Origin of the sequence: Paraburkholderia sp. CI3 (assembly GCF_050436505.1) — a bacterium.
GTDB lineage: Bacteria > Pseudomonadota > Gammaproteobacteria > Burkholderiales > Burkholderiaceae > Paraburkholderia > Paraburkholderia tuberum.
Genome location: NZ_JBNDMI010000004.1, coordinates 3,515,635 through 3,539,748 on the forward strand (window position 1 = coordinate 3,515,635; position 24,114 = coordinate 3,539,748).

A 24,114-nucleotide genomic window follows, 5' to 3' on the forward strand; every position below is an offset into this window, starting at 1 on the left:
GAGTCGTCCAACCATGAACGCACCTCAAGTTTTCGATCCGCACGGCGCCGCCGGCGCGGTGGCCGCCGATCCCGAAGCGCGTCTGCGCGAAATTCCCTACAACTACACGTCGTTCTCCGACCGCGAAATCGTCATCCGCCTGCTCGGCAACGACGCCTGGGACGCGCTCGCCGAACTGCGCGCTGAACGCCGTACCGGCCGCTCGGCGCGCATGCTGTACGAAGTGCTCGGCGATATCTGGGTCGTGCGCCGCAATCCGTATCTGCAGGACGACCTGCTCGACAATCCGAAGCGCCGCGCGCTTCTGATCGAGGCGCTCAATCACCGTCTCGCCGAAATCGAGAAGCGCCGCCGCGCCGATCTGCGCGAACACGGCGACGAAGCCGGCATCGAGCGCGCCGCGCGCGTCGAAAAGCTGGTGCAGGCCGCGCGCCGCGCGATCGACCAGTTCGCCAGCGAATTCCAGCAGACCTACGACCTGCGCCGCCGTTCTACGCGCGTGCTCGGCAAGGTCACGCAGAAAGACAACATCAAGTTCGACGGCCTGTCGCGCGTCTCGCACGTGACCGACGCGACCGACTGGCGCGTCGAATACCCGTTCGTCGTGCTGACGCCGGACTCCGAGGCCGAAATCGCCGGCATGATCAAGGCCTGCTTCGAACTCGGCCTGACGGTGATTCCGCGCGGCGGCGGCACCGGCTACACGGGCGGCGCGGTGCCGCTCACGCCGTTCTCGGCCGTCATCAACACCGAAAAGCTCGAACAGCTCGGCCCGGTCGAAATGACCCAGCTGCCGGGTGTCGATCGCAAGGTCGCGACGATTTTCTCGGGCGCGGGCGTCGTCACGCGCCGCGTGACCGAAGCGGCCGAGCAGGCCGGCTTCGTGTTCGCGGTCGACCCGACCTCGCTCGACGCGTCCTGCGTCGGCGGCAACGTCGCGATGAACGCGGGTGGCAAGAAGGCGGTGCTGTGGGGCACGGCGCTCGACAACCTCGCGTGGTGGCGCATGGTCGACCCGGAAGGGAACTGGCTCGAAGTCACGCGTCTCGAGCACAACATGGGCAAGATCCACGACATCGAAGTCGCGCGTTTCGAGCTCAAATGGTTCGACGGCAACTACGCGCCGGGCGAGAAGCTGCTGCGCACCGAAGCGCTGGACATCAAGGGCCGCGTGTTCCGCAAGGAAGGCCTCGGCAAGGACGTCACCGACAAATTCCTCGCCGGTCTGCCGGGCGTGCAGAAGGAGGGCTGCGACGGCCTCATCACGTCCGCGCGCTGGGTGCTGCACAAGATGCCTGCGCATACGCGCACCGTCTGTCTCGAGTTCTTCGGCCAGGCGCGCGAGGCGATTCCGAGCATCGTCGAAATCAAGGACTACCTGTTCGAGACCTCGCGCCAGGGCGGCGCGATTCTCGCGGGTCTCGAGCATCTTGACGAGCGCTATCTGCGCGCGGTCGGCTATGCGACCAAGAGCAAACGCAACGCGTTTCCGAAGATGGTGCTGATCGGCGATATCGTCGGTAACGACGCGGACGCGGTCGCGCAGGCCACCTCGGAAGTCGTGCGCATGGCCAACGGCAAGAGCGGCGAAGGTTTCGTCGCCGTCAGCGCCGAGGCCCGCAAGCGCTTCTGGCTCGACCGCAGCCGTACGGCCGCGATCGCAAAGCACACCAACGCGTTCAAGATCAACGAAGACGTCGTGATTCCGCTCGACCGCATGGGCGAATACACGGACGGCATCGAACGCATCAACATCGAGCTGTCGCTGAAGAACAAGCTGCAACTGGTCGACGCGCTCGAAGCGTTCTTCCAGGGCGGCAAGCTGCCGCTCGGCAAGAGCGACGACGCGAACGAAATCCCGAGCGCCGAGCTGCTCGAAGACCGCGTGCAGCAGGCGCTCGATCTACTCGCGCGTGTGCGCACGCGCTGGGAATTCGTGCGCGGCAAGCTCGACCTGTCGCTGCGCGAGGCGCAGCACTACCTGGTCGGCCTCGGCTACGAGTCGCTCGCCGAAAAGTTCGCCGACCGCGTCGACGCGCAACCCGACGCAAACGTATTCCATCTCGCGCAGGACCGCACGATTCGTGTGTCGTGGAAGCAGGAAATCCGCGCCGAATTGCGGCAGATTTTCAACGGCGGCGAGTTCAAGCCGATCCTCGACGAAGCCCAGGCGATCCACAAGCAGGTGCTGCGCGGGCGCGTGTTCGTCGCGCTGCACATGCACGCGGGCGACGGCAACGTCCACACGAACCTGCCGGTCAACTCCGATAACTACGAGATGCTGCAGGACGCGCACACGGCGGTCGCGCGCATCATGAAGCTCGCGCGTTCGCTCGACGGTGTGATCTCCGGCGAGCACGGCATCGGCATCACGAAGCTCGAATTCCTGACCGACGACGAGATCGGCGAATTCCGCAAGTACAAGCAGCGCGTCGATCCGCATGGCCGCTTCAACGCGGGCAAGCTGCTCGAAGGCGCGGACCTGCGCAACGCGTACACGCCGAGCTTCGGCCTGATGGGCTACGAATCGCTGATCATGCAGCAGTCCGATATCGGCGCGATTTCCGAGTCGATCAAGGACTGCCTGCGCTGCGGCAAGTGCAAGCCCGTCTGCGCGACGCACGTGCCGCGCGCGAACCTGCTGTACAGCCCGCGCAACAAGATTCTTGCTACCTCCTTGCTGGTCGAGGCGTTCCTGTACGAAGAGCAGACGCGCCGCGGTGTGTCGATCAAGCACTGGGACGAATTCAACGACGTCGCCGATCACTGCACCGTCTGCCACAAGTGCGTGACACCGTGCCCGGTGAAGATCGATTTCGGCGACGTGACGATGAACATGCGCAACCTGTTGCGCAAGATGGGCAAGAAGAAGTTCAACGCAGGCAACGCGGCGGGCATGTTCTTCCTGAACGCGACGAATCCGCAGACCATCAACCTCGCGCGCACCGCGATGATGGGCGTCGGCTACAAGGCGCAGCGTCTCGGCAACGAACTGCTGAAGAAGTTCGCGAAGAAGCAGACCGCGCATCCGCCCGCCACGGTGGGCAAGCCGGTGATCACGCAGCAGGTGATCCACTTCATGAACAAGAAGATGCCGGGCAACCTGCCGAAGAAGACCGCGCGCGCCTTGCTCGATATCGAGGACAACAAGATCGTCCCGATCATCCGCAATCCGAAGACGACCACCGCCGACACCGAAGCGGTGTTCTACTTCCCGGGCTGCGGCTCCGAGCGGCTGTTCTCGCAGGTTGGTCTCGCGACCCAGGCAATGCTGTGGGAGGCGGGCGTGCAGACCGTGCTGCCGCCGGGTTATCTGTGCTGTGGCTATCCGCAGCGCGGCTCGGGCCAGTACGACAAAGCCGAGCAGATCGTCACCGACAACCGCGTGCTGTTCCACCGCGTCGCCAATACGCTGAACTACCTCGACATCAAGACGGTGGTGGTGTCGTGCGGCACGTGCTACGACCAGCTCGCCGGTTACGAATTCGAAAAGATCTTCCCGGGCTGCCGGATCATCGACATCCACGAGTATCTGCTGGAAAAAGGCATCAAGCTCGATGGCGTGAACGGCGTGCGCTACATGTACCACGACCCGTGCCATTCGCCGATCAAGACGATGGACCCGGTCAAGCTCGTCAATCAGCTGATGGGTTCGGAGCAGGACGGCTACAAGATCGAGAAGAACGACCGCTGCTGCGGCGAATCGGGCACGCTCGCGGTCACGCGTCCCGACATCTCGACCCAGGTGCGCTTCCGCAAGGAAGAAGAGATCCGCAAGGGCGCGGCGAAGCTGCGCGGCATCCCTCTCGTCGCCGAAGCGGGCGCGAATGCGATCAATCCGGCCAATGCATCGGCCGGCGCCGCGGGCGCGCCGAACGGTTCGGTGCTGAAGGCCGGCGACGGTCCGCAGCCCAAGCACGGAAACGCGGGTTCGACCGACGTCAAGATCCTCACGAGTTGCCCGTCGTGCCTGCAAGGGCTGTCGCGCTACAACGAAGACGCGGGTACCGAGGCGGACTACATCGTGGTCGAGATGGCACGTCACGTGCTCGGCGAAAACTGGATGGCGGACTACGTTCAACGGGCGAACAATGGCGGAATCGAGCGCGTGCTGGTTTAATGGCACGATCAACGATTTTTGCCGAGGACGACGATGGACTGCGTTTTTTGCCGTGAAGACGGCGGCGATGTGCTGTGGCAGGACGACGCGCTGCGAGTCGTCCTCGCCGACGAACACGACTACCCAGGCTTTTGCCGGGTCATCTGGAACGCTCACGTCGCCGAGTTTTCGGATCTTTCTGCCGACGAGCGCGATCACGTGATGAAGGCCGTGTACGCGGTCGAGCGTGCGCAGCGGCGCGTGATGCAGCCCGCGAAGGTCAATCTCGCGAGCCTCGGCAACCAGGTGCCGCACGTGCACTGGCACGTGATTCCGCGTTTCTCGAACGACGCGCATTTCCCCCTGCCGATCTGGGCGCCGCGCCAGCGCACGGTGTCCGAAGCGATGTTGTCGTCGCGCCGCGCGCACGCCACGCTGCTGCGCGAAGCCGTGCGGCAGGAAATTGAACAGGCGCTGGGCTGAGCGTCGCTGAACCCGTCGCCGCGCATCGCCGGACTGCCGTCGGCGTGCGAGGCGGCCGATCCGACGTTATCACCCGCCGTTATCTGATGAGGCCAACATGAGCGGATTGACTCCCGAGACGCCGGTGCCGACAGGCGTGATCTTGCATTCGAAGTCGCGCGTGCTCGAACTGCAGTACGCGAACGGCGAAGCGTATCGGCTACCGTTCGAACTGCTGCGCGTGTATTCGCCGTCGGCGGAAGTGATGGGCCACGGGCCCGGTCAGGAAACCCTGCAGACCGGCAAGCGCGACGTGACGATCACGATGATCGAAGGCGTCGGCAATTACGCGCTGCAGCCGACCTTCTCCGATGGACACGCCACCGGTATCTACTCGTGGGACCTGCTGTATGACATGGCCGTGCGTCAGGATGAACTCTGGCGCGCGTATCTCGCCAAACTGGCAGCGGCCGGCATCGACCGCGACACGCCGATGGTGCCCGCCGCGGCTGCGCACGGGCACTGTCACTGATACGATTCGCCCCCGAACGCCGCTCGAGCGGCGCAACATTCAAGAACACGCGAAAGGACGAGCGCGATGAGCAAAACCCACTTCGGCTTTCAATCGGTCGACGAACAGGACAAGGCGCAGAAGGTGGCGGGGGTGTTCCACTCGGTGGCCGCCAACTACGACCTGATGAACGACCTGATGTCGGGCGGATTGCACCGGGCGTGGAAGGTGTTCACGATCGCCCAGGCGAACGTGCGGCCGGGCTACAAGGTGCTCGACATCGCGGGCGGCACGGGCGACCTGTCGAAAGCATTTGCGAAACAGGCGGGCGAAACGGGCGAGGTCTGGCATACCGACATCAACGAATCGATGCTACGCGTGGGCCGCGACCGGCTGCTCGACAAGGGCATCATCACGCCGGCGCTGCTGTGCGATGCCGAGAAAATCCCGTTTCCGGACAACTACTTCGACGTCGTGACGGTCGCGTTCGGCTTGCGCAACATGACACATAAGGACATCGCGCTTGCCGAGATGCGTCGTGTGCTGAAACCGGCCGGGCGGCTGCTCGTGCTCGAGTTCTCGAAGGTATGGGATCCGCTGAAGAAGGTCTACGATCTGTATTCGTTCAAGGTGTTACCGTGGCTCGGCGAGCGCTTCGCCAAGGACGCGGAAAGCTACCAGTACCTGGCGGAATCGATCCGCATGCATCCGGACCAGGAAACTTTGAAAACTATGATGGAACAAGCTGGTCTCGACGGCGTCAAATATTACAATTTGTCAGCTGGCGTGGTAGCTTTGCATGTGGGGACCAAATACTAGAGTCCCTAACCCATCGATTTTTAAAGGAAAGTGCGAAATGTCCGATTCGAATTTGTTATCTACTCGTAAGGTTAAGGGGGCGCTGGCGAGAAGAATCGGACTGATCGCGATGGTCGGTCTGCTGATGGCCGGCACGCTTGCCTCTCTCGACGCCGAAGCACGCCGCCTGGGCGGAGGCCGCAGCTTCGGCCGTCAATCGAACAGTCTGCAGCAGCGCCAGACGCCGCCGCCGTCCCAGCCGGCGCAGAACAATCAGGCCACGCAGCAGAGCGCGCAGGCGGCGCCTGCGACTAAGCCCACGCCGCCCGCCGCGCCGAACCGCAATCGCTGGCTCGGGCCGATCGCCGGTCTCGCGGCCGGTCTCGGCATCGCCGCATTGCTGTCGCATTTCGGGCTCGGCGAGGCGTTCGCCGGCATGCTCGCGAACGTGATCGTGATCGCGTTGATCGCGATTGTGGTGATCTGGCTCATCCGCCGCTTCACCGGCCGTAAGCGCAATGCGGCGCAGCCTGCCTACGCGGGCACGGCGCCGTCGCTGAACACGAAAGGCACCGACTATATTCAGGAGCCGCGTTACACGGCGCCGCCCACCGGCTCGTATCTCGAACCGCAGGGCAACCCGTTGACCACGCCATCGCTCGGCGCGACGCCGTCGGTGCCGCCCGGCTTCGATTCGGAAGCGTTTCTGCGTAACGCAAAGGTGTACTTCGTGCGCCTGCAGGCCGCGTGGGACGTCGGCAACGTCGAGGACATCCGCGAATTCACGACGCCGGAAATGTTCGCCGAAGTGCGCGTCGATCTCGCGTCGCGCGGCACGCAGCCGAGCCAGACCGACGTCGTGCAGTTGAACGCCGAGCTGCTCGGCGTCGAGGAGCGCGCGAACGAATCCTTCGCGAGCGTGCGCTTCTCCGGTTTGATCCGCGAGGAGCCGGGCGCGGCGGCCGAGCCGTTCGTCGAAGTCTGGAATCTGACGAAGGCGAACCGCACTGGCGAAGGCTGGCTGCTTGCCGGCATCCAGCAGGTCGAGCAACACTGACATGCCGAAGCATCGAGTCGCGTTTGCCTCGAAAAGAGCCGGCCACGGCATCGCGATTCCTGACCTCGCGCATGGCTTAGGCCGTTCGGCATAGCAGGCCGCGAAGCGAACGGACGTTACAATGGGAGCCCGCGCAAGCACCTCGCTCGCGCGGGTTTTTTCTTGCCACCTTCGATGACCCTCGCCGCCAAGCCCTTCGCTGCTGCTGTCAATCATCTGCTCGCCCGCGAATCGTGGGCCCGCGAGCGCCTCGCCCCGTACGCGGGCAAGACCGCTCGCCTGTCATGTCCGCCGGTTGTGCTCGCGCTGCTCGTGCAGCCCGACGGCTATCTCGGTACGCTCGACGAAGCCGATGCGCATCAGTTCGACGTGACGATCTCGGTGCCGTCCGACGCACTGCCGGCCTTCCTGCAAGGTGGCCAGGCCGCGGTGATGAAGCACGTGAAGATCGAGGGCGACGCCGAGTTCGCGACCGTGATTGCGAAGCTCGCCGAGCATCTGCGCTGGGAGCCGGAGGAAGATCTCGCGAAGCTGATCGGTGATGGACCCGCGTGGCGCATCACGTCGTTAGTCCGCTCAGTCGGCGAGCATGTGCAGCGCACCGGTCGCAATCTGCTCGACACCGCCGCCGAGTACCTGCTCGACGAAAATCCGCAACTGGTGCGGCGCACCGCGCTCGCTGACTTCAACCTCGAGCTGGCGCGCGCGCGCGATTCGCTCGCGCGCGTCGAAAAGCGCATCGAGCGCATCGAACAGAAGGTCGAAGTCCGCGGCGCGCAAACGCCGGGCGGCGCCGCCACGTCGCGCAGCACGCGCTAGTCACCGGGCCCAGCCATGCGTTTTCTGCGTTTTCTCAAGATATTTTTCACGGTCATCCGCTTCGGCCTCGACGAAATGATGTTGAGCCGCATCAACGACCGGCGCGTGCGTCTGCTGCTGCGCATCACGACGCTTGGTCGCAAGTTCGATGCGCCGCCGGGCGTGCGTCTGCGGCTCGCGCTCGAAAGCCTCGGGCCGATCTTCGTCAAGTTCGGCCAGGTGCTGTCGACCCGTCGCGATCTGCTGCCGGTCGATATCGCCAACGAACTTGCCAAGCTGCAAGACCAGGTGCCGCCGTTCGATTCGGCGGTCGCGATCGCGCTCGTCGAGAAGTCGCTCGGCGCGCCGGTCGACGTGCTGTTCGACGATTTCGAGCGGGTGCCGGTCGCGAGCGCGTCGATCGCACAGGTCCACTTCGCGAAGGTGAAGGCCGGCCAGCATGCGGGCAAGGCGGTCGCGGTGAAGGTGCTGCGCCCCAAGATGCTGCCGGTGATCGATTCCGACCTCGCGCTGTTGCGCGACATCGCCGTGTGGGCCGAGCGTCTGTGGGCCGACGGCAAGCGCCTGAAGCCGCGCGAGGTGGTCGCCGAATTCGACAAATACCTGCACGACGAACTCGACCTGATGCGCGAGGCCGCCAACGGCAGCCAGTTGCGGCGCAACTTCCTGGGGCTCGACCTGCTGCTCGTGCCCGAGATGTACTGGGAGTTCTGCACGCCCACGGTGCTCGTGATGGAGCGCATGGTCGGCGTGCCGATCAGCCAGGTCGATACGTTGCGCGCGGCGGGTGTCGACATCCCGAAGCTCGCGCGCGAGGGCGTCGAAATTTTCTTCACGCAGGTGTTCCGCGACGGCTTTTTCCACGCCGACATGCACCCCGGCAACATCCAGGTGAGCCTCGATCCCGCGCACTTCGGCCGCTATATCGCGCTCGACTTCGGCATCATCGGCGCGTTGTCGGACTTCGACAAAAACTACCTCGCGCAGAACTTCCTCGCGTTCTTCAAGCGCGACTACCATCGCGTCGCGACGCTGCATCTGGAGTCGGGCTGGGTGCCGCCGACCACCCGTGTCGAGGAGCTCGAAAGCGCGATCCGCGCGGTCTGCGAACCGTATTTCGATCGCGCGCTGAAGGACATTTCTCTCGGCCAGGTGCTGATGCGTCTGTTCTCGACGTCGCGGCGCTTCAACGTCGAGATCCAGCCGCAGCTCGTGTTGCTGCAAAAGACGATGCTGAACGTGGAAGGCCTAGGCCGTTCGCTCGATCCCGAACTGGATCTGTGGAAGACCGCGAAGCCCTATCTCGAGCGCTGGATGAACGAGCAGATCGGCTTGCGCGGCTGGTACGAGCGTCTGAAGATCGAGGCGCCGCAGTGGAGCAAGACGCTGCCGCAGTTGCCGCGCCTCGTCCATAACATGCTGGCCGAGCGCCATCACCCGGTGGGCGGCGCGAACGACGACGTGATCCGCCAGATCCTGCTCGAGCAAAAGCGCACCAACCGTCTGCTGCAAGGCCTGCTGCTGTTCGGCGTGGCGGTCGGCGTCGGCGCGATGCTGGCGCGTGCGTTCCTGGTACTGGCTTATGGAGGTTAGATTCCGATGAGCGATCCGACCCAACCCGCCGCGCCCGATTTCGCAACCCGCGATCCCGACTCGCCCGAGTTCTGGGACGAACGCTTCGAGCGCCATTTCACGCCGTGGGATCAGGCGGGCGTGCCGTCCGCGTTTCGCGCGTTCGCCGAACGGCGCCGCGACGTGGCCGTGCTGATTCCAGGCTGCGGCAGCGCGCACGAAGCGGTATGGCTCGTGCGCCAGGGCAACCCGGTACGCGCGATCGACTTCTCGCGTGCCGCCGTGGCGGCGGCACGCGAGCAGCTCGGCGCGCATGCATCGCTGGTCGAACAGGCGGATTTCTTCACCTATGCGCCACCGTTCGCACCGGCATGGATCTATGAGCGCGCATTCTTCTGCGCGCTGCCGCCGGCGCGCCGCGCCGACTACGCGCAGCGCATGGGCGAACTGCTGCCGGCCGGCGGGTTGCTGGCGGGCATCTTTTTCATCGGCGCGACACCGAAAGGACCGCCGTTCGGCATCGAACGCGGCGAGCTCGATGCGCTGCTCACGCCACACTTCGAGCTGGTCGAAGACGAAGCGGTCGACGACTCGATCGCCGTATTTGCCGGACGCGAGCGCTGGCTCACCTGGCGGCGTCGCGGCTAACGCCACGCGCGCCGCTCTTGAGAGGTCCGGGGGTCGTCCCCATTTGGCGCGGTGGCGGGCGCGTCGTGCGTCCGCTTCCCGAAATCCGGGGAACGGACATCGTTTGCGGCTATAATTCAAGGCTTTGCAAGCGTTTACAAGATTTCAGTAGGGATTTGGAGTAAGAAAGGATCATGCCGATCTACGCTTATCGTTGCGGGTCATGCGGTTTCGGGAAGGACGTGCTCCAGAAGATGAGCGACCCCCAGTTGACGCAGTGTCCCGAGTGCGGAAAAGACACCTTTAGCAAACAACTCACGGCCGCCGGCTTCCAGTTGAAAGGCTCCGGCTGGTACGTGACCGATTTCCGCGGCAGCACGAGCGCGCCAGCTGCGTCGGAAGCGAAGTCCGAGCCGGCCGCAGCCGCTGCCCCGGCTGCATCGGCTGCCGCGCCCGCGGCGCCCGCCGCAGCGCCCGCCGCCACGAGCCCGAGCGGTTCCGGCAGCGCCTAGTGGGACTGCCGCCCCGCGCGGGCGGCGTATCTACCGCGCATGGGCTTCGGCCCGCGCAGCTTTCTGGCGGTACACATGACGACGAAGAAATTCACGCTCAAATCGGTGTTTCTGACCGGCCTGCTGGTGCTGGTGCCTCTGGCCATCACACTGTGGGTGCTCGGCCTGGTCATCGGCACGATGGACCAGACGCTGTTGCTGCTGCCTACCTCGTGGCAGCCGGAACGCACGATCGGCTATCGCTTGCCGGGCCTCGGCGCGGTGCTCACGCTCGCGTTCATCTTCGTCGTCGGGCTGTTGACGCAGAACTTCATTGGGCAGAAGCTCGTGAAGTGGTGGGAACTGCTGGTCGCGCACATTCCGGTGGTCGGCCCGCTCTACACCAGCGTGAAGCAGGTGTCCGACACGCTGCTGTCGAGCAGTGGCAATGCATTCCGCAAGGCGCTGCTGATCGAGTACCCGCGCCGCGGGTCCTATACGATCGCGTTTCTGACCGGCATCCCGGGCGGCGACGTGGCCAACCATCTGAAGGAAGATTACGTCAGCGTATACGTGCCGACCACGCCGAACCCGACGTCCGGCTTCTTCCTGATGGTGCCGAAAAGCGAAGTGATCGAGCTCGACATGACGGTCGACGCTGCGCTCAAGTACATTGTCTCGATGGGCGTCGTGGCGCCGTCCGCGCCGCAGCCGGCGCCGGTGCGCCGCGCCACCGTCGAGCCCCCGCTCTAATGCCGGCGCGCAACGCTTCTTGCAGGATCGTCTGCGGCGCGCCGTTCAACCAATGCAAAACGAAAGACAAACATCATGTCGATGAGATCTGAATACTGCGGTCTGGTGACCGAAGAACTGCTGGGCCAATCTGTCTCGCTGTGCGGCTGGGTAAGCCGCCGCCGCGACCATGGCGGCGTCATCTTCATCGACCTGCGCGATCGCGAAGGGCTCGTTCAGGTCGTCTGCGATCCGGATCGTGCTGACATGTTCAAGGTCGCCGAAGGCGTGCGCAACGAGTTCTGCGTGCAGGTCATGGGCATCGTGCGCGGCCGTCCGGAAGGCACGACCAATGCATCGCTGAAGAGCGGCAAGATCGAAGTGCTGTGCCACGAGCTGATCGTGCTGAACGCGTCGGTCACGCCGCCGTTCCAGCTCGACGATGACAACCTGTCGGAAACCACGCGCCTCACGCATCGCGTGCTCGACCTGCGCCGTCCGCAGATGCAGCACAACCTGCGTCTGCGCTACCGCGTCGCGATCGAAGTGCGCAAGTACCTCGACGAGCAGGGCTTCATCGACATCGAAACGCCGATGCTCACGAAGAGCACGCCGGAAGGCGCGCGCGACTACCTCGTGCCGTCGCGTACGAACCCGGGCCAGTTCTTCGCGCTGCCGCAGTCGCCGCAACTGTTCAAGCAGCTGCTGATGGTCGCGAACTTCGACCGTTACTACCAGATCACCAAGTGCTTCCGCGACGAAGACCTGCGCGCCGACCGTCAGCCGGAATTCACGCAGATCGACTGCGAAACCTCGTTCCTGTCGGAACAGGAAATCCGCGATCTGTTCGAGGCGATGATCCGTCACGTGTTCAGGACGACGATCGGCGTCGAGCTCGACCAGAAATTCCCGGTCATGGAATACGCGGAAGCGATGCGCCGCTTCGGTTCGGACAAGCCGGACCTGCGCGTGAAGCTCGAGTTCACCGAGTTGACCGATGCGATGCGGGACGTCGACTTCAAGGTGTTCAGCACCCCGGCCAACACGAAGGACGGCCGTGTCGCGGCGCTGCGCGTGCCGAAGGGCGGCGAGCTGTCGCGCGGCGACATCGACAGCTACACGGAATTCGTGCGCATCTACGGGGCGAAGGGTCTCGCGTGGATCAAGGTCAATGAAGCGGCGAAGGGCCGTGACGGTCTGCAAAGCCCGATCGTGAAGAACCTGCACGACGAAGCGCTGAAGGCGATCATCGAGCGCACCGGCGCACAAGACGGCGACATCATCTTCTTCGCGGCGGATCGCGCGAAGGTCGTCAACGACAGCCTCGGCGCGCTGCGTCTGAAGATCGGTCATTCGGAATTCGGCAAGGCCAACGGCCTCGTCGAGTCCGGCTGGAAGCCGCTGTGGGTCGTCGACTTTCCGATGTTCGAATACGACGAGGAAGACAACCGCTACGTCGCCGCGCATCACCCGTTCACGAGCCCGAAGGACGAGCACCTCGAGTACCTCGAAACGGACCCCGCGCGCTGCCTCGCGAAGGCCTACGACATGGTGCTGAACGGCTGGGAAATCGGCGGCGGCTCGGTGCGTATCTACCGTGAGGAAGTGCAGAGCAAGGTGTTCCGCGCGCTGAAGATCAACGCGGAAGAAGCGCAGGCGAAGTTCGGCTTCCTGCTCGACGCGCTGCAATACGGCGCGCCCCCGCACGGCGGTATCGCGTTCGGTCTGGACCGCATCGTCACGATGATGGCCGGCGCCGACTCGATCCGCGACGTGATCGCGTTCCCGAAGACGCAACGCGCGCAGGATCTGCTCACGCAGGCGCCGAGCGAAGTCGACGAGCGTCAGCTGCGCGAGCTGCACATCCGTCTGCGTACGCCGGAACCGAAGGCATAAAACCGCGGCCGCTGCGCGCGGCCGGCGGCCGCAAAAAAACCACACGAGCGAAACGAAAAGGCGCTGAGGTGATCTCCACCTCAGCGCCTTTTTCATTTTTTGCGTTACAGTGAAGCCACCGCTTTCCAGACCCTTTCGACCGTCATCCGACATGTACCGCGCGTATCGTCGCGCCCAGTTTGAGCCATGCCGAAACCGCCGAAAATTCCGCAGTCCGTCCTCGTCATCATTCATACGCCTGCGCTCGACGTGCTGCTGCTCGAGCGCGCCGATCATGCGGCGTTCTGGCAGTCGGTGACGGGTTCGAAAGACCGGCTCGACGAACCGCTCGCCGACACGGCGGTGCGCGAAGTCGGCGAGGAAACCGGCATCATGATCGGCGGCGCACTGGTGCCGCGCAGCGGGTTGTTCGACTGGCACTACTCGATCGACTACGAGATCTACCCGGAATTTCGTTACCGCTACGAAGCGGGCGTGCTCTACAACACCGAGCACTGGTTCAGCCTGCAGGTCCCCGAGTGCATCGACGTGACGCTCGCGCCGCGCGAACACACCGCGTATATGTGGCTGCCATATGAAGAGGCCGCATCGCGCTGCTTTTCGTCGTCGAATGCCGATGCGATCCTGCAGTTGCCGCGGCGGCTCGCCGCACGCCCGGTCGACCCGCAATCCGGCCCGCTGGCCGGGGAGCGTGGCCAGTGAGCGCAGGCGGCTCGGGCCGTTTGGCGCGTCTGCGGCACACGTTGCTCGGCCGTCGTTACTGGCAGCGCTACCGCTTCACCAGTAACAACGAGGTCGAGCTGCTGCGCTCTGGCGACGATTTCTTCGACGCGCTGATCGAGCGCATCGACGCGGCCGAGCACAACGTCGCGCTCGAAACCTATATCTTCTGCGACGACGAAGCCGGCCACGCGGTCAGCGAGGCGCTGCTTCGCGCCGCCGCGCGCGGCGTCAGAGTGCGCGTGATCACCGATGGCGTCGGCACCGCGCGCCTGAAGATGTTCGAGCAATGGCCGGCCGGCGGCATCGAGCATCGCATCTACAACCCGCATCTGTTCGGCCGCTTCGGCTTTTCGCGCACGCACCGCAAGCTCGCGGTGATCGACGATCAGATCGCGTATTGTGGCGGCATCAATATCGTCGACGATTACGAGAACAACGGCGAGAAGCTGCCGTACCGGCGCTGGGACTTCGCGGTCGAGCTGCGCGGGCCGGTGGTCGCCGACGTGCGCGATGCAATCGAGGTGCAGTGGCGGCGGATTCGCGTCGGCCATCGGCCGCTCGATTCGATGAAGCCCGACCTGTCGTCGCAGGACGCCAACTCGCTTGGCAGTCTGCGCAGACGCCGGCGACGCCGCAACGAGGCACTGTGGGCCGGCGGCGAGCCGTGCGTCGCATTCGTCGCGCGCGATAACCTGATCAACCGCCGCGCGATCGAAAAAGCTTATCTGGCCGCGATCGGCCAGGCGCGCCATGAAATCCTGCTCGCGAATCCGTACTTCATGCCGGGACGCAAGCTGCGTCGCGCGCTGGTGTTCGCGGCGCGGCGCGGCGTGGTCGTGAAGCTGATCATCGGGCGCAAGGAGTTCAAGGCGCTCGATTACGCCGTGCCGTTCCTGTACCACGCGCTGTTGCGCGCAGGCGTGCAGATCGCCGAATACGAGAAGACGCTGCTACACGGCAAGGTCGCGGTGGTCGATTCGAACTGGGGCACGGTCGGTTCGTCGAATCTCGATGCGCTCAGCCTGATGCTGAACAACGAAGCGAACGTCGTGCTCGTGAACGATCCGTCGATCCCCAAACTGCGCGACGCGATTCTCGACGCGTTCACGGACGCGCGCCCAATCGATGAAGCGCACTACGAATCGCGACCGGCGCGCGTGCGCGCGCTGAGCTGGATCGCGTACACGAGCTACCGCGTCGCGATGAAGCTGCTGACGGTGGGCGGCTACGACTAATACCGCTCGCACGAGAGCCCGCGCTTGCCGCATCATGTCGGCCATCAAGCGGCGCCAGCGAAGCGGGGCAAAGAAATAGAACACGCGCGAGAACAGCGCGCGCCGATCGGCAACCATCGATTCAAGGCAAACGCCTCTAAAAATCTGATTGATCGGATGATCGAAAGCCGCAAAATTAGAAGCCGGTTAGAAACCGGTTTCTAATAAAGTCCTTGTTTCGCGGACGGCAAGCACTCAATAATAGTACGGCCGTTCGATTTTCAATTCGGTCACATTAGAACGGTAAAACAGCTATGCGAAAAGGCGAACAAACCCGAGCCGCGATTCTCGATGCAGCACTCGATCTGGCAGGCCGAGACGGACTGGAAGGTCTGACGATTGGTCTGCTGGCCGAGCGCATGCAGATGAGCAAGAGCGGTGTGTTCGCGCATTTCGGCTCGCGCGAGGATCTGCAGATCGAGGTCGTGCGCGAATACCACCGCCGTTTCGAAGACGAGGTGTTTTTCCCGAGCCTGCGCGAGCCGCGTGGTCTGCCGCGCTTGCGCGCGATGATTTCCCGCTGGATCGAGAAACGCATTCAGGAAGTCACGACCGGCTGCATCTACATCAGCGGCGCCGTCGAATACGACGACCGCGCGGACAGCCAGGTGCGCGAGCAGTTGGTGTCGAGCGTGACGACGTGGCGTGCGGCGCTCACGCGCGCGATCTCGCAAGCGATGGAAGAAGGGCATCTGCGCGCCGATACCGACCCGCAGCTGATGCTGTTCGAACTGTATAGCGTCACGCTCGGCCTGCATCACGACGCGCGCTTTCTGCATCTGCCGGATGCGGTGCGTCTCACGTGGGCCGCGCTGGAAAAACTGATTAATTCGTATCAAAGCGAAAGCCGTTAGCGGCGTCGCCGGAATCTACCGGAAACGCGCGGCGCAGAAGGTCCGACCACGGACCCGGCCAACGGCCTGGCTTTTTGTCAAACCAGGGAGAGAGAGTCATGGGACAGTACGCCGCGCCGCTGCGCGACATGCAATTCGTGTTGCACGAACTGCTCAACGTCGAGGCCGAACTTCGGCAAATGCCGAAGCACGTCGAACTCGACGCCGACACGATCAACGCGGTGCTCGAGGAAGCCGGCAAGTTCTGCTCCGAAGTGCTGTTCCCGCTCAACCACAGCGGCGACCAGGAAGGCTGCACGTATGCCGGCGACGGCGTCGTGACCACGCCGAAGGGCTTCAAGGAAGCCTATCGGCAATACGTCGAAGCCGGCTGGCCGGCGCTCGGTTGCGACCCGGAATTCGGCGGCCAGGGACTGCCCGCGTTCGTCAACAACGCGGTCTATGAAATGCTGAACTCGGCGAATCAGGCGTGGACGATGTATCCGGGCCTGTCGCACGGCGCGTACGAATGCCTGCACGCGCACGGCACGCCGGAACTGCAGCAGCGCTATCTGCCGAAGCTCGTCGCAGGCGTCTGGACCGGCACGATGTGTCTGACCGAGCCGCATTGCGGCACCGACCTCGGCATTCTGCGCACGAAGGCCGAACCGAACGGCGACGGCTCGTACTCGATCAGCGGCACGAAGATTTTCATTTCGAGCGGCGAGCATGACATGGCGGAGAACATCGTTCACCTCGTGCTCGCGCGTCTGCCGGATGCGCCGAAGGGCACCAAGGGCATTTCGCTGTTCATCGTGCCGAAGTTCGTGCCGAACGAAGCGGGCGAGCCCGGTGAGCGCAACGGCGTCAAGTGCGGTTCGATCGAGCACAAGATGGGCATCCACGGCAACGCGACCTGCGTGATCAATCTCGACAACGCGAAGGGCTGGATGGTCGGCGAGCCGAACAAGGGCCTGAACGCGATGTTCGTCATGATGAACGCCGCGCGTCTCGGCGTCGGCATGCAGAGCCTCGGTCTCACCGAAGTCGCATATCAGAACTCGCTCACGTACGCGAAAGAGCGGCTGCAGATGCGTTCGCTGACCGGCCCGAAGGCGCCGGAAAAGGCCGCCGATCCGATCATCGTGCATCCGGACGTGCGCCGCATGCTGCTCACGCAGAAGGCCTACGCCGAAGCCGGCCGCGCGTTCTCGTACTGGTCGGCGCTGCAGATCGACAAGGAGCTGTCGCACGCCGACGAAGCCGAGCGCAAGGAAGCCGCCGACCTCGTCGCGCTGCTCACGCCGATCCTGAAGGCGTTCCTGTCGGACAACGCGTTCGAAGGCACCAATCACGCGATGCAGATCTACGGCGGCCACGGCTTCATCGCCGAATGGGGCATGGAGCAGTACGTGCGTGACGCGCGCATCAACATGATCTACGAAGGCACCAACGGCATCCAGTCGCTCGACCTGCTCGGCCGCAAGGTGCTCGGCGACATGGGCGCGAAGATGAAGAAGTTCGGCAAGCTCGTCGCCGAATTCGTCGAAGCCGAAGGCATCAAGCCGGAGATGCAGGAGTTCGTGAACCCGCTCGCCGAGATCGGCGAAAAGGTGCAGAAACTGACGATGGAAATCGGCATGAAGGCGATGCAGAACCCGGACGAAGTCGGCGCCGCGGCCGTGCCGTATCTGCGCACGGTCGGCCATCTGGTGTTCTCGTACTTCTGGGCGCGCATGGCTCGTATCGCGCTCGACAAACAGGCGTCGGGCGATCCGTTCTATAGGGCGAAGCTCGCGACCGCGCGCTTCTACTTCGCGAAGCTGCTGCCCGAAACGGCGATGACGATCCGCCAGGCGCGCGCCGGTTCGAAGCCGATGATGGACGTCGAAGAAGCGTTGTTCTGACGCTCGCACATCGAGCGAGGCCACACACATCGCGCGAAGCATGGCTGACGCTTCGCGCCATCGCACAACTCTCCGGAGAAACGACGTGAGCAATCTGATCATTCGCAAGGTAGCCGTGCTCGGCGCCGGCGTGATGGGCGCGCAGATCGCCGCGCACCTGATCAACGCCAAGGTGCCCGTGCTGCTGTTCGACCTGCCCGCCAGGGAAGGCCCGAAGAACGGGATCGCGCTGAAGGCGATCGAAAATCTGAAGAAGCTGTCGCCGGCGCCGTTCGGCGTGAAGGACGACGCGCAATACATCCAGCCCGCGAACTACGACGACGACATCGACAAGCTCGCCGAGTGCGACGTCGTGATCGAAGCGATCGCCGAACGCATGGACTGGAAGCACGACCTGTACAAGAAGGTCGCGCCGCACATCGGCCCGAACGCGATTTTCGCGACCAACACGTCGGGGCTGTCGATCACCGCACTGTCCGAAGGTTTCGCGGACGAACTGAAGGCGCGCTTCTGCGGCGTGCACTTCTTCAATCCGCCGCGCTACATGCATCTGGTCGAACTGATCCCGACCGCGACGACGCGTCCGGAAATTCTCGATCAGCTCGAAACCTTCCTGACCAGCGTGGTCGGCAAGGGCGTCGTGCGCGCGAAAGATACGCCGAACTTCATCGCGAACCGCGTCGGCGTGTTCTCGATCCTTGCGGTTATTGCCGAAGCCGCGAAGTTCGGCCTGCGTTTCGACGAAGTGGACGACCTGACCGGCGCGCGCCTCGGCCGCGCGAAGTCGGCGACGTTCCGCACCGCCGACGTGGTCGGTCTCGACACGATGGCGCACGTGATCAAGACGATGCAGGACACGCTGCCGGACGATCCGTTTCTGCCGGTCTACGAAACGCCGGCCGTGCTCGCCGAACTGGTGCAGAAGGGCGCGCTCGGCCAGAAGACCGGCGCCGGCTTCTACAGGAAGGAAGGCAAGGCGATCAAGGTGCTCGATCCGAACACGGGTGCATATATCGACGGCGGCGGGAAGGCAGACGAACTCGTCGGCCGCATTCTGAAGCGTCCGGCTGCCGAGCGTCTGAAGCTGCTGCGCGAAACGCAGCACCCGCAGGCGCAGTTCCTGTGGTCGATCTTCCGCGACGTCTATCACTACATCGCCGTGCATCTGGAATCGATCGCCGACAATGCGCGCGACGTCGATCTCGCGATCCGCTGGGGCTTCGGCTGGAACGAAGGTCCGTTCGAAGGCTGGCAGACGGCCGGCTGGAAGCAGGTCGCCGAATGGGTGCAGGAAGACATCGCGGCGGGCAAGGCGCTCGCCAACGTGCCGCTGCCGTCGTGGGTGCTCGAAGGCGCGGTTGACGAGAAGGGCGGCGTGCACACGGCCGAAGGCTCGTGGTCACCGGCCACGCAGACCTTCGTGCCGCGCTCGTCGCTCGACGTGTACCGCAAGCAGGTGTTCCGCGCGCCGCTCGTCGGCGAAACCGGCGCCGATCCGAAGACCTACGGCAAGACGCTGTTCGAGACCGATGCGGTGCGCGCATGGGTCGACGATCGCGCGGGCGAGGACGACGTGCTGATCGTGTCGTTCAAGAGCAAGATGAACACGATCGGACCGGCGGTGATCGAAGGGCTCACGCAGGCGATCGAACTGGCCGAGAAGGACTACAAGGGCCTCGTCGTGTGGCAGCCCGCATCGCTGAAACTCGGCACGCCGGGCGGTCCGTTCTCGGCGGGCGCGAACCTCGAAGAAGCGATGCCCGCGTTCATGATGGGCGGCGCGAAGGGCATCGAGCCGTTCGTGAAGAATTTCCAGCAGGGCATGCTGCGCGTCAAGTACGCGAACGTGCCGGTGATTTCGGCGATCTCTGGCATCGCGCTCGGCGGCGGCTGCGAGCTCGCACTGCACAGCGCGAAGCGCGTCGCGCACATCGAGAGCTATCTGGGTCTCGTCGAAGTCGGCGTGGGTCTCGTGCCGGCGGGCGGCGGCCTGAAGGAAGCGGCGCTGCGCGCGGCCGAAGCGGCAAGCCAGGTCGGCGCGACGAACGATCTGCTGAAGTTCCTGCAGAAGTCGTTCGAGAACGCGGCGATGGCGAAGGTGTCGGCCTCCGCGCTCGACGCCCGCGCGATGGGCTACCTGAAGCCTTCCGACACGATCGTCTTCAATGTGTTCGAACTGCTCGACGTCGCGAAGAAGGAAGCGCGCGCGCTCGCCGCGGCGGGCTACCGTGCGCCGCTGCGCGCGACCCAGGTGCCGGTCGCGGGCCGCTCGGCGATCTCGACGATCAAGGCGTCGCTCGTCAATATGCGCGACGGCCGCTTCATCAGCGAGCACGATTTCCTGATCGCGAGCCGCATCGCGGAAGCGGTGTGCGGCGGCGACGTCGAAGCCGGCAGCCTCGTCGACGAAGAATGGCTGCTGCAACTCGAGCGTCGCGCGTTCGTCGAGCTGCTCGGCACGCAGAAGACGCAGGAACGGATCATGGGCATGCTGCAGACCGGCAAGCCGGTGCGCAATTAAGCGGCGACCGCACAATGTGCATGGGACCAGAGTAAGAGCTTTGGCCAACTCTGGTCGACAAAGGAGATTCCCAAATGGCAAAGCAATTGCAAGACGCATACATCGTCGCCGCGAGCCGTACGCCGATCGGCAAGGCGCCGCGCGGCATGTTCAGGAACACACGTCCGGATGAGCTGCTGGTTCACGCGATCAGGTCGGCCGTCGCTCAGGTGCCCGGCCTCGACACCGGCGTGATCGAAGACGCGATCGTCGGCTGCGCGATTCCGGAAGCGGAGCAGGGCCTGAACGTCGCGCGAATCGGCGCGCTGCTCGCCGGTCTGCCGAACACGGTCGGCGGTGTCACGGTGAACCGCTTCTGCGCGTCGGGTCTGACCGCGCTCGCGATGGCCGCGGACCGCATCCGCGTCGGCGAGGCGGATGCGATGATCGCGGGCGGCTGCGAATCGATGAGCATGGTGCCGATGATGGGCAATAAGCCGTCGCTGTCGCCGCATATCTTCGATCGCAACGAAGACGTCGGCATCGCGTACGGCATGGGCCTGACCGCGGAGAAAGTCGCCGAGCGCTGGAAGATCAGCCGCGAAGCGCAGGACGCGTTCTCGGTCGAATCGCACCGCCGCGCGATGGCCGCGCAGCAAGCCGGCGAATTCAACGACGAAATCGCCGCGTACACGATCGTCGATCGCGTGCCCGATCTCGCGACCGGCGAGATCAACGTGAAAACGCGCGACGTGTCGCTCGACGAAGGTCCGCGCGCGGACACGTCGATGGAAGGCCTCGCGAAGCTGCGCGCGGTGTTCGCGAACAAAGGCTCGGTCACGGCCGGCAACAGCTCGCAGACGTCGGACGGCGCGGGTGCGTTGATCGTCGTGTCGGAAAAAATCCTCAAGCAGTTCAACCTGACGCCGCTCGCGCGCTTCGTCAGCTTCGCGGTGCGCGGCGTGCCGCCGGAAATCATGGGCATCGGCCCGAAGGAAGCGATTCCGGCCGCGCTGAAAGCCGCGGGCCTGAAGCAGGACGACCTCGACTGGATCGAGCTGAACGAGGCGTTCGCCGCGCAGTCGCTCGCGGTGATCCAGGACCTCGGCCTCGATACGTCGAAGATCAACCCGCTCGGCGGCGCGATCGCACTGGGCCATCCGCTCGGCGCGACCGGCGCGATTCGTGCGGCGACCGTGGTGCACGGCCTGCGCCGCCGCAACTACAAGTACGGCATGGTGACGATGTGCGTCGGTACCGGCATGGGCGCGGCGGGCATCATCGAGCGTCTGTGAACCGCTGATCGAACGGGGGATCCTTCTGTGATCCACCAAGGACCGCGCAACGGTTCGCAGGCCGCCCGGCTTGCGAACCGTTTCTACATTCAGCAGGAGCACAAGGAGATGAACGGGATGACGACGGATATTCTGGTCGAGCGCGCCGACGCGGTGCTGACCATCAGCTTCAACCGGCCCGGCAGGAAAAATGCGTTCACGGCCGCGATGTATCAGACGATGGCCGACGCGCTCGTAGAAGCGCAGGGCGACGCGTCGGTGCGCGCGATCCTGATTCGCGGCAGCGCGGGCATATTCAGCGCGGGCAACGATCTCGAGGACTTCATGAAGTCGCCGCCGGTTGGCGAAACCCCGCCGGTGTTCCAGTTCCTGCGCGCGCTATGTTCCGCGGAAAAACCGGTGGTGGCGGCGGTCGCGGGGCCGGCGGTCGGCGTCGGCACGACGCTGCTGCTGCATTGCGATCTGGTCTACGCGGCCGACACCGCGAGCTTTTCGCTGCCGTTCACGCAGCTCGGGCTGTGCCCGGAAGCAGCGTCGAGCCTGTTGCTGCAGCGCGTGGCCGGCTACCAGGCGGCGGCGGAAAAACTGCTGCTCGGCGAGGCGTTCGACGCGGCCGAAGCGCACCGCATGGGCTTCGTGAATCGCGTGCTGCCGGCGGGCGAAGTCGACGCGTTCGCGGCGTCGCAGGCCGCGAAGCTGGCGGCGCTGCCGGCGTCGTCGTTGCGCGTGACGAAGAGCCTGATGAAGCGCGCGAGCCAGCAGGAACTGCAGACGCAGATGACCGAGGAAGCCGTGCATTTCGGCAAGATGCTGCTTGCGCCCGAAGCGCGCGAGGCGTTCAAGGCGTTCTTCGAGAAGCGCAAGCCGGATTTCCGGCGGTTCGACTGAGGGGGGCGACGCAGGCGGGCTTCGGGTGGGTTAGCCGTGAATCGTCGCTGCGCCGCTTCAATCGCTCAAGCCTGCTGCTGCCACGTGTCGTAATCGACGTAGCTGCCTTCGCGGCAGAAGCTCACGAGCCGCACGCCCGCCTCACGCGCGATCGCAATCGCGAGCGACGACGGCGCCGAGATCGTCGCGACCATCGGCACGTCGACGCGCGCTGCCTTGCGCACCAGCTCGTAGCTCGCGCGGCTCGACAGAAACACGAAACCGTCGCGCGTATCGGCGCGGTCGAGCACGAGCTGGCCGATCAGCTTGTCGAGCGCGTTGTGGCGGCCGACGTCCTCGAACGCATAGTGGATCGCGCCTTGCGCATCACACCACGCGGCCGCGTGGAGGCCGCCCGTCAAACGAGTGAGCGCCTGGTGCTCGGGCAGCGCGCGCGCGGCGCGTGCGATCGCATCGGGCGCGAGCCGCTGCAAGAAGCCAGTGTCGGGTACACGCTGCGGTTTCAGATCCAGCAGATCGATGCTTTCGATGCCGCACACGCCGCAGCCGGTGCGCCCGGCGAGCGCGCGGCGCTTTTCCTTCAAACCGGCGAACGCCTGCTGCACGACCTGCAATTGCACCTCGGCATGCGGCAACTCGCCGTGCCCGTGCAATTCGACCTCGATGTCCTGAATGTCGCTGCCGCGCTCGACAATCCCCTCCGAAATCGCGAAGCCGACCGCGAACGCTTCGAGATCGCGCGGCGTGCACATCATCACCGCGTGCGAGATGCCGTTGAACACGAGCGCGACCGGCCACTCCTGGCCGACGTGATCGGTGGCGGTTTCAACCGCCGCGCCGCGATGGCGGCGCACTTCGAGTTGCACCGCGCCGGGTTGTTCGTCGCTGTCGAGGGCGTGGGGCTGGCCGTTCGCCCGCCCGGTTTGGCGCCCGTTTTCCTGTCCGTTCAAGCTGCTTCACTCCTGTATCATGCCGCGCGTCAAAGGGTGCGCCGGCCTCGCCGTATGCTTCGCGGCGGCCGCCGCGCGGGGCGCCGTCGCGCGAATAAGGTTCTAAAATACCTCAAGCGACGCCCGCACGCTGTCCGCCACCGACAAGGAGCACTGACATGGGACTCAACGAAGCACCGCTTCTGTTCGACTTCGAAGTCGCGTCTTCGGAGAATTTCACTTATATCCCGATGTCGGTGCGCTTCAATCTCGACCGTTTCGGGCTGCGCATCACGCTCGCGCAGTGGCAGCAACTGCCGCTCGAAGATCGCAAGCTGCTCGCGCGTTTCCCGGTCGAAGACGACACGCAGATCGAACCGAATTTCGATCACGCGCTGTTCGAGATGCTGCGCACGCACGCGAACGTCGAACCGGAGTGGTTTACGCCGGAGGAGTCGCCGGCCTGGCGTCAAACCGACAGCGTGCCCGACGGTGTCGCGCATCAGGCGGGGCTGGCCGGTCTCGCCGCGCCGAGCGTCGCGCGCTGGGCCGAGCTCGATCCTTTCAAGCGCTATGTGCTCGCGAAGCTGTCGCGCAAGCCCGAGGCGAGCCACGATTTCGTCCCGGCGATGAAGGAATTTGGAGCTGCCGGCTAGGCGCGGCCGGCTAGGCGCGGCCGGCTAGGTGCGGCCGGCTAGGCG

At 64.6% G+C, this 24,114-nt stretch carries 20 protein-coding genes; 19 read left to right on the top strand and 1 reads right to left on the bottom strand.

Annotated features, from left to right (window positions below):
• Positions 1 to 13: 13 nt before the first annotated feature.
• The 18 genes from OKW29_RS37640 (at position 14) to OKW29_RS37725 (ending at position 22,484) form a co-directional block, all read left to right on the top strand.
• Positions 14 to 4,120, top strand: coding sequence for a DUF3683 domain-containing protein (locus OKW29_RS37640; protein ID WP_429294476.1), 4,107 nt, complete (start codon positions 14 to 16; stop codon positions 4,118 to 4,120).
• A 33-nt stretch (positions 4,121 to 4,153) separates the two neighbouring features.
• Positions 4,154 to 4,582, top strand: a complete 429-nt coding sequence (locus OKW29_RS37645; protein ID WP_013088371.1) for an HIT family protein — start codon at positions 4,154 to 4,156, stop codon at positions 4,580 to 4,582.
• A 97-nt stretch (positions 4,583 to 4,679) separates the two neighbouring features.
• Positions 4,680 to 5,093, top strand: coding sequence for a gamma-butyrobetaine hydroxylase-like domain-containing protein (locus OKW29_RS37650; RefSeq protein WP_018419393.1), 414 nt, complete (start codon positions 4,680 to 4,682; stop codon positions 5,091 to 5,093).
• A gap of 66 nt (positions 5,094 to 5,159) precedes the next feature.
• Positions 5,160 to 5,891, top strand: a complete 732-nt coding sequence (gene ubiE / locus OKW29_RS37655; RefSeq protein ID WP_090802995.1) for a bifunctional demethylmenaquinone methyltransferase/2-methoxy-6-polyprenyl-1,4-benzoquinol methylase UbiE — start codon at positions 5,160 to 5,162, stop codon at positions 5,889 to 5,891.
• Between the two features lie 37 nt (positions 5,892 to 5,928).
• Complete coding sequence (locus tag OKW29_RS37660) at positions 5,929 to 6,927, top strand: Tim44 domain-containing protein (protein WP_184067109.1); 999 nt, start codon at positions 5,929 to 5,931, stop codon at positions 6,925 to 6,927.
• Positions 6,928 to 7,101: 174 nt separating this feature from the next.
• Complete coding sequence (locus OKW29_RS37665; RefSeq protein WP_429294477.1) at positions 7,102 to 7,746, top strand: ubiquinone biosynthesis accessory factor UbiJ; 645 nt, start codon at positions 7,102 to 7,104, stop codon at positions 7,744 to 7,746.
• A 15-nt stretch (positions 7,747 to 7,761) separates the two neighbouring features.
• Positions 7,762 to 9,339, top strand: a complete 1,578-nt coding sequence (ubiB, locus tag OKW29_RS37670) for a ubiquinone biosynthesis regulatory protein kinase UbiB (RefSeq protein WP_187627271.1) — start codon at positions 7,762 to 7,764, stop codon at positions 9,337 to 9,339.
• Positions 9,340 to 9,345: 6 nt separating this feature from the next.
• Positions 9,346 to 9,966: a thiopurine S-methyltransferase gene (locus OKW29_RS37675; RefSeq protein ID WP_429294478.1), complete on the top strand. Its 621-nt coding sequence runs from the start codon at positions 9,346 to 9,348 to the stop codon at positions 9,964 to 9,966.
• Positions 9,967 to 10,139: 173 nt separating this feature from the next.
• Positions 10,140 to 10,457: an FmdB family zinc ribbon protein gene (locus tag OKW29_RS37680; RefSeq protein WP_018419399.1), complete on the top strand. Its 318-nt coding sequence runs from the start codon at positions 10,140 to 10,142 to the stop codon at positions 10,455 to 10,457.
• Between the two features lie 75 nt (positions 10,458 to 10,532).
• A complete protein-coding gene (locus OKW29_RS37685) occupies positions 10,533 to 11,189 on the top strand; it encodes a DUF502 domain-containing protein (RefSeq protein WP_184027136.1) in 657 nt (218 codons plus the stop codon).
• Positions 11,190 to 11,264: 75 nt separating this feature from the next.
• Positions 11,265 to 13,064, top strand: a complete 1,800-nt coding sequence (aspS, locus tag OKW29_RS37690) for an aspartate--tRNA ligase (protein WP_429294479.1) — start codon at positions 11,265 to 11,267, stop codon at positions 13,062 to 13,064.
• A gap of 186 nt (positions 13,065 to 13,250) precedes the next feature.
• On the top strand, positions 13,251 to 13,766 hold the full coding sequence (gene nudB, locus OKW29_RS37695) for a dihydroneopterin triphosphate diphosphatase (protein WP_090803007.1): 516 nt from the start codon (positions 13,251 to 13,253) through the stop codon (positions 13,764 to 13,766).
• Entirely contained in the window at positions 13,763 to 15,022 is a 1,260-nt protein-coding gene (gene clsB / locus OKW29_RS37700) for a cardiolipin synthase ClsB (protein WP_429294480.1), read from the top strand. Before nudB ends, clsB begins: the two co-directional genes overlap by 4 nt.
• A 293-nt stretch (positions 15,023 to 15,315) precedes the next feature.
• Positions 15,316 to 15,915, top strand: a complete 600-nt coding sequence (locus OKW29_RS37705) for a TetR/AcrR family transcriptional regulator (RefSeq protein ID WP_184027146.1) — start codon at positions 15,316 to 15,318, stop codon at positions 15,913 to 15,915.
• 98 nt (positions 15,916 to 16,013) lie between these two features.
• Positions 16,014 to 17,801 (top strand): acyl-CoA dehydrogenase C-terminal domain-containing protein, encoded by a 1,788-nt coding sequence (locus tag OKW29_RS37710; RefSeq protein WP_429294481.1) that lies wholly within the window; start codon positions 16,014 to 16,016, stop codon positions 17,799 to 17,801.
• A gap of 85 nt (positions 17,802 to 17,886) precedes the next feature.
• Positions 17,887 to 20,322 (top strand): 3-hydroxyacyl-CoA dehydrogenase/enoyl-CoA hydratase family protein, encoded by a 2,436-nt coding sequence (locus OKW29_RS37715; protein ID WP_429294482.1) that lies wholly within the window; start codon positions 17,887 to 17,889, stop codon positions 20,320 to 20,322.
• Between the two features lie 74 nt (positions 20,323 to 20,396).
• Positions 20,397 to 21,596, top strand: a complete 1,200-nt coding sequence (locus OKW29_RS37720) for an acetyl-CoA C-acyltransferase (RefSeq protein WP_184055181.1) — start codon at positions 20,397 to 20,399, stop codon at positions 21,594 to 21,596.
• Between the two features lie 117 nt (positions 21,597 to 21,713).
• On the top strand, positions 21,714 to 22,484 hold the full coding sequence (locus OKW29_RS37725; protein ID WP_429295003.1) for an enoyl-CoA hydratase: 771 nt from the start codon (positions 21,714 to 21,716) through the stop codon (positions 22,482 to 22,484).
• Positions 22,485 to 22,549: 65 nt separating this feature from the next.
• Here the strand turns inward: OKW29_RS37725 and fdhD are convergent, their stop codons facing one another.
• Complete coding sequence (fdhD, locus tag OKW29_RS37730; RefSeq protein WP_429294483.1) at positions 22,550 to 23,434, bottom strand: formate dehydrogenase accessory sulfurtransferase FdhD; 885 nt, start codon at positions 23,432 to 23,434, stop codon at positions 22,550 to 22,552.
• Positions 23,435 to 23,592: 158 nt separating this feature from the next.
• On the opposite strand from fdhD, the gene OKW29_RS37735 reads away from it, so the two are divergent.
• Positions 23,593 to 24,069, top strand: coding sequence for a nitrate reductase associated protein (locus OKW29_RS37735; RefSeq protein ID WP_184062390.1), 477 nt, complete (start codon positions 23,593 to 23,595; stop codon positions 24,067 to 24,069).
• Positions 24,070 to 24,114 lie beyond the last annotated feature (45 nt).

Coding starts and splice junctions, on each gene's coding strand:
- OKW29_RS37725 (WP_429295003.1), top strand. CDS start 21,714: ATGACGACGGATATTCTGGTCGAGCGCGCCGACGCGGTGCTGACCATC.
- nudB (WP_090803007.1), top strand. CDS start 13,251: ATGCCGAAACCGCCGAAAATTCCGCAGTCCGTCCTCGTCATCATTCAT.
- OKW29_RS37660 (WP_184067109.1), top strand. CDS start 5,929: ATGTCCGATTCGAATTTGTTATCTACTCGTAAGGTTAAGGGGGCGCTG.
- OKW29_RS37675 (WP_429294478.1), top strand. CDS start 9,346: ATGAGCGATCCGACCCAACCCGCCGCGCCCGATTTCGCAACCCGCGAT.
- OKW29_RS37685 (WP_184027136.1), top strand. CDS start 10,533: ATGACGACGAAGAAATTCACGCTCAAATCGGTGTTTCTGACCGGCCTG.
- OKW29_RS37720 (WP_184055181.1), top strand. CDS start 20,397: ATGGCAAAGCAATTGCAAGACGCATACATCGTCGCCGCGAGCCGTACG.
- OKW29_RS37650 (WP_018419393.1), top strand. CDS start 4,680: ATGAGCGGATTGACTCCCGAGACGCCGGTGCCGACAGGCGTGATCTTG.
- OKW29_RS37640 (WP_429294476.1), top strand. CDS start 14: ATGAACGCACCTCAAGTTTTCGATCCGCACGGCGCCGCCGGCGCGGTG.
- OKW29_RS37735 (WP_184062390.1), top strand. CDS start 23,593: ATGGGACTCAACGAAGCACCGCTTCTGTTCGACTTCGAAGTCGCGTCT.
- aspS (WP_429294479.1), top strand. CDS start 11,265: ATGTCGATGAGATCTGAATACTGCGGTCTGGTGACCGAAGAACTGCTG.
- OKW29_RS37705 (WP_184027146.1), top strand. CDS start 15,316: ATGCGAAAAGGCGAACAAACCCGAGCCGCGATTCTCGATGCAGCACTC.
- OKW29_RS37665 (WP_429294477.1), top strand. CDS start 7,102: ATGACCCTCGCCGCCAAGCCCTTCGCTGCTGCTGTCAATCATCTGCTC.
- ubiE (WP_090802995.1), top strand. CDS start 5,160: ATGAGCAAAACCCACTTCGGCTTTCAATCGGTCGACGAACAGGACAAG.
- OKW29_RS37710 (WP_429294481.1), top strand. CDS start 16,014: ATGGGACAGTACGCCGCGCCGCTGCGCGACATGCAATTCGTGTTGCAC.
- OKW29_RS37680 (WP_018419399.1), top strand. CDS start 10,140: ATGCCGATCTACGCTTATCGTTGCGGGTCATGCGGTTTCGGGAAGGAC.
- ubiB (WP_187627271.1), top strand. CDS start 7,762: ATGCGTTTTCTGCGTTTTCTCAAGATATTTTTCACGGTCATCCGCTTC.
- OKW29_RS37645 (WP_013088371.1), top strand. CDS start 4,154: ATGGACTGCGTTTTTTGCCGTGAAGACGGCGGCGATGTGCTGTGGCAG.